Source organism: Alcanivorax sp. HI0083 (genome assembly GCF_001635175.1).
This window is the reverse complement of sequence record NZ_LWFX01000879.1, coordinates 1-4,249: the sequence shown is the minus strand read 5'-3', so window position 1 is coordinate 4,249 and position 4,249 is coordinate 1. Positions and strand designations below refer to the sequence as shown.

Sequence of the window (4,249 nt, the reverse complement as noted above, 5' to 3'; positions counted from 1 at the left end):
AGGGCGTGGATGTCAACGCTGCCACCCCGCTGTGGATGGTGGAGCGCCTGCGCCGTGCGGGTCTGCGCACCATCGACCCCATCGTCGATGTAACCAACTATGTGTTGGTGGAACTGGGGCAGCCGTTACATGCGTTCGATCTGGCCAAGCTCAGCGGTGGTATCACCGTGCGCAAGGCCAAAGCGGATGAGACGCTTACTACCCTGGACGACCAAGAGCTGACCCTACGGGACGATACCCTGGTAATTGCTGACGACAGCGCGGCACTGGCTCTCGCTGGGGTCATGGGCGGCAAACCGTCATCCGTGACCACGGATACCCAGGATATTTTCCTGGAATGCGCCTTCTTCGCCCCCCTGGCGATTGCCGGCAAGGCTCGCTCCTATGGGCTGCATACCGATTCCTCTCACCGCTTCGAGCGCGGTGTGGATCCGCAACTGCAGAGCGATGCCATTGAGTATGCTACAGCCCTGATCCAGCAAATTGCGGGTGGCCAGGCAGGCCCCGTCACCGAAGCGGTGGACGAAGCGCAGCTGCCCAAGCAGGCCGAGCTCACATTGCGCGCTGAGCGGATCGAAGGCTTATTGGGCATGGGTTTACCCGCCCAGCAGGTGGAAGACATTCTCAGCCGCCTGGGCATGGACATCTCTCTGAATGGCGATGGGCAAGGGTGGACCGTGCTGGCTCCCAGCTGGCGCTTCGACATGGCCATCGAGCAGGATTTGATCGAAGAGTTGGCGCGCATTTATGGCTACGAAAAGCTGCCCAGCCGGGTGCCGGCGGGTTCGCCTTCCGGCGAGACCGTGCCGGAACAGATCGTGGCCGTGCGCCGCCTGGCGGACACCTTGATGGACCGTGGCTACCAGGAAGCGATTACCTACACCTTTGTGGAGCCGGGTCTGCTGGCGAAAGTCGAGCCCCGCGTGGAGCCACTGCCGCTGCTGAATCCGATCTCTGCGGATTTGGGCGTCATGCGCACCACGCTGCTGGCTGGCCTGTTCAGCACCGCGCGCCATAACCTGAACCGGCAGGCTGATCGCCTGCGTCTGTTCGAAACGGGCCTGCGTTTTGTGCCCACCGATGCGCCAGACGTGGAAGGTGGCCTGGAGCAGACGCCGATGATCGCCGGTCTGCTGTACGGTAGTGCCCAGCCGCAGAATTGGGAAGGCAAACGCCCGGTGGATTTCTTCGACCTGAAAGGGGACGTGGAAGCATTGTTGGCGTTGTCTGATGCGCAGGCGTTCAGCTTTGAGCCCGCCGAGCACCCGGCGCTGCATCCGGGCCAGACCGCGGCACTAAAGCGTGATGGTGAGGTGGTGGGTTTTCTGGGGCGGATTCACCCGCGCCTGGCCGCCGATCTGGATCTGCCGGGTCAACTGTACGCTTTCGAACTGGCGCAAGCGCCGTTGCAGCAAGGCAGCCTGCCCAGCTTTGCGGCTGTGTCTGACCAGCCGCGGATGCGCCGCGATCTGGCCTTTGTGGTAGAAGACAGCGTCCCCGCAGGGGATCTGATCGCTGCGGTTCGCTCTGCCTGTGACGATCGTCTCACCGGGGTCAAGATTTTCGATATATATCAAGGCGATAGCATTGGTGAAAATCGTAAAAGCCTTGCTTTGGGCTTGACCTTCCAGGACCGTTCACGCACTCTTAAGGATCAAGAGGTGAATGACCTGGTGGATGCCGTAGTATCCCAGTTAAAACAACAGTTTAACGCCGCCTTAAGGGACTGAATTAAGGAAGGGCAGGGAGCTATTAATGGGAGCGCTGACCAAAGCGGATATGGCCGAGCGTTTGTTCGAGGAGTTAGGCCTGAACAAACGTGAAGCAAAAGAAATGGTGGAAATGTTTTTTGAAGAGATCCGCCATTCACTGGAAAACAATATCCCGGTGAAGCTCTCCGGCTTCGGCAATTTCGATCTCAGGGACAAGAGCGAACGACCAGGGCGCAACCCGAAAACCGGTGAGGAAATCCCCATCACCGCCCGTCGGGTTGTTACCTTTCGTCCAGGACAAAAATTAAAACAACGGGTTGAGGCCTATGCTGGAACCAAGTCATAACGACGAATTGCCGGCGATTCCAGGAAAGCGCTATTTCACCATTGGTGAAGTCAGCGACCTGTGTGACGTAAAACCGCACGTGTTGCGCTATTGGGAACAGGAATTTCCCCAGCTCAAGCCCGTGAAACGCCGTGGTAACCGTCGTTACTATCAGCGCCAGGACGTGCTGATGATCCGCCAGATTCGCAGCCTGCTGTACGATCAGGGCTTCACCATCGGCGGTGCCCGTCAACAGCTCTCCGGCGGCGCCAACGCGGAACAGGCCACCCAGTACCACCAGCTCATCAAGCAGATGATTGTGGAAATGGAAGAGGTCCTCGACGTCCTCAAAGCTTCCTGATCCAGCACCAAACGCTCCCCGCCATCTCCGATGGCGAAAAAGCCCCGGCAGCCCCGCTCCCGGGGCTTTTTCATGCCCGCCCTGACCAAATCATCATCCCGCCTTCTGTAGGAGCGCCTCTCGAGGCGCGAACCTGCTAGCGACAAACCCGACAATCCCCCCATCGCTCAAACCCTGACCAAACAGCACTTTACCGGTTCCATCCCCCCACCAAATCCGCTATGATTGCCGCCGCTTTGGTAGCTCTGCCTGCCAAGCACATCTCGGGGCGTAGCGCAGCCTGGTAGCGCACTTGCATGGGGTGCAAGGGGTCGGAGGTTCGAATCCTCCCGTCCCGACCAAATTAAGGTCGGAAAAACAAAGAGATAGGCCAGTCATGGATGACTGGCCTTTTTGGTTTTTAGGCGTCGCTTATGCTTTTCTGTGTTTCGTCACCGTTCCGTCACCGTTTCTCAATAGCTAATCCCTGTGGCTGGCCTGTCTCCTTTACTTTACGCGCCACTGACCTTTAGTTTTCCCTGATTGGTCAGGCGGTCCGTTTACAAAGGCCTGGCGCGTATTGGATGCCCGGCAAGATGGCTGAAGCTGTGCCGGATCACTCTAGAAAAGGGGTTGAGGGTACTCCATAGCTATGAGGCTGGGTGACGCTTGTAGTTGCAGCGTTGGGTGGATCACTTGGAGGTGGTGTCAGGGCGCTGAGTAGTTAGAAGTGCGAGACGCGTCAATTCGAGCATCCTCAAGGTGTCTTGCTGCCAGCTTTTTGGCTTGAGAGTCCAGGTCGTCCCTTTTGTTCGCATCGAGTTGTATGGGGTCCTGCANTCCCTGCCTTTCTAATTCCTGCCTTACAAGGTCTTTCTCTACTAGCTTTCTTATAAGTTCTTCATATTGCTTGAGAATGCCCGCATGCCTCGTATTTTCTTTCCGCAGGCGACCTAGCTCTTTGGTTTTTCTGTCCTCTACCAGTGAATTGCGCGTTTTTCTGGCGCCTTCGAGTCTTTGTTGATGCTCATTTCTCAGTTTCTCGATATGTGTTCTATCCTGGCAAATCAGAGCTGTCAGGTGGGCGCTTTGTGACACCTTTAGATATTTGGACGTACGTTTCAAAAACAGAGCTTCTTCTACGGGTAGCACAAAACTGAAAGTCCGCTTGTTTTTGTTCTTCCGGTAGCTGTAAGCATTCCATGCTCGTTTGATGCGTGCAAAAGCATCTGCCCCCAATCCGTTATTCCAAATTCTTTCCAGTGTCATCAAGGTCGGCTCGTTCTCTTCGTGGGGAGCTTTTACTGAAAGGGCTGATGGGGGGTTGTTTCGCAAATAGTGCCTGGCCCAATCTGACTTGTCCTTGTCGGAGCCAAGCCACTCTTTCGGTGGGATTGGTTTCTTCACTTTCAATGCTCCTAATGCTTGAGATTTTCATGACAAGTAAATCATACCGTATGAATTGACGTAAATATGATCATAATTGATAATGGGCAAAAATAGATATCATTTGTGCAAATATGTACCTTGGCAATGCTCTAGTATCCAGCTTTAACTGCTTGTCGTCTGAAGAGCTGCAGGCCGCTGAGCGATATTTTTTGACTGCCTTTATCTATCAATTTGGTATAGGCGAATGGGCTCAAACGTCTCTGGACCGTTTGGCGGGGAAGTTGGGAGTTAGTGAGAGATTAGCCCGTCATTCGATAGGGGTACTGGTTGACCAAGGTCTTCTTGATGCCCGGCGCGTTGAAGGTAGGACCGGAAGGCCGTCTTACGATTATCGACTTTCAAAGCTCGTTGCCGATCGGTTGAATCTCCAGGTTGGGCCAGTGAGTGTGGGACATGAGGGGCTGGTAAAGTCACTGCTCAGTA

3 protein-coding genes and 1 tRNA gene are annotated in these 4,249 nt (G+C 55.4%); all 4 read left to right on the top strand.

What is annotated here, in order from left to right:
* The coding region (gene pheT, locus A3754_RS08440) for a phenylalanine--tRNA ligase subunit beta (protein ID WP_063519311.1) at positions 1–1,730 on the top strand (1,730 nt) is incomplete at its 5' end.
* 25 nt (positions 1,731–1,755) lie between these two features.
* Complete coding sequence (ihfA, locus tag A3754_RS08435; protein WP_007151347.1) at positions 1,756–2,058, top strand: integration host factor subunit alpha; 303 nt, start codon at positions 1,756–1,758, stop codon at positions 2,056–2,058.
* Positions 2,039–2,398, top strand: coding sequence for a MerR family transcriptional regulator (locus tag A3754_RS08430; RefSeq protein WP_007149838.1), 360 nt, complete (start codon positions 2,039–2,041; stop codon positions 2,396–2,398). The genes ihfA and A3754_RS08430 overlap by 20 nt, the downstream gene beginning before the upstream one ends.
* A gap of 264 nt (positions 2,399–2,662) precedes the next feature.
* Positions 2,663–2,739: transfer RNA gene (locus A3754_RS08425), tRNA-Pro, on the top strand.
* Positions 2,740–4,249 lie beyond the last annotated feature (1,510 nt).

Bases quoted from the DNA above. Each gene is read 5' to 3' on its own strand.
- A3754_RS08430 (WP_007149838.1), top strand. From the start codon at position 2,039: ATGCTGGAACCAAGTCATAACGACGAATTGCCGGCGATTCCAGGAAAG.
- ihfA (WP_007151347.1), top strand. From the start codon at position 1,756: ATGGGAGCGCTGACCAAAGCGGATATGGCCGAGCGTTTGTTCGAGGAG.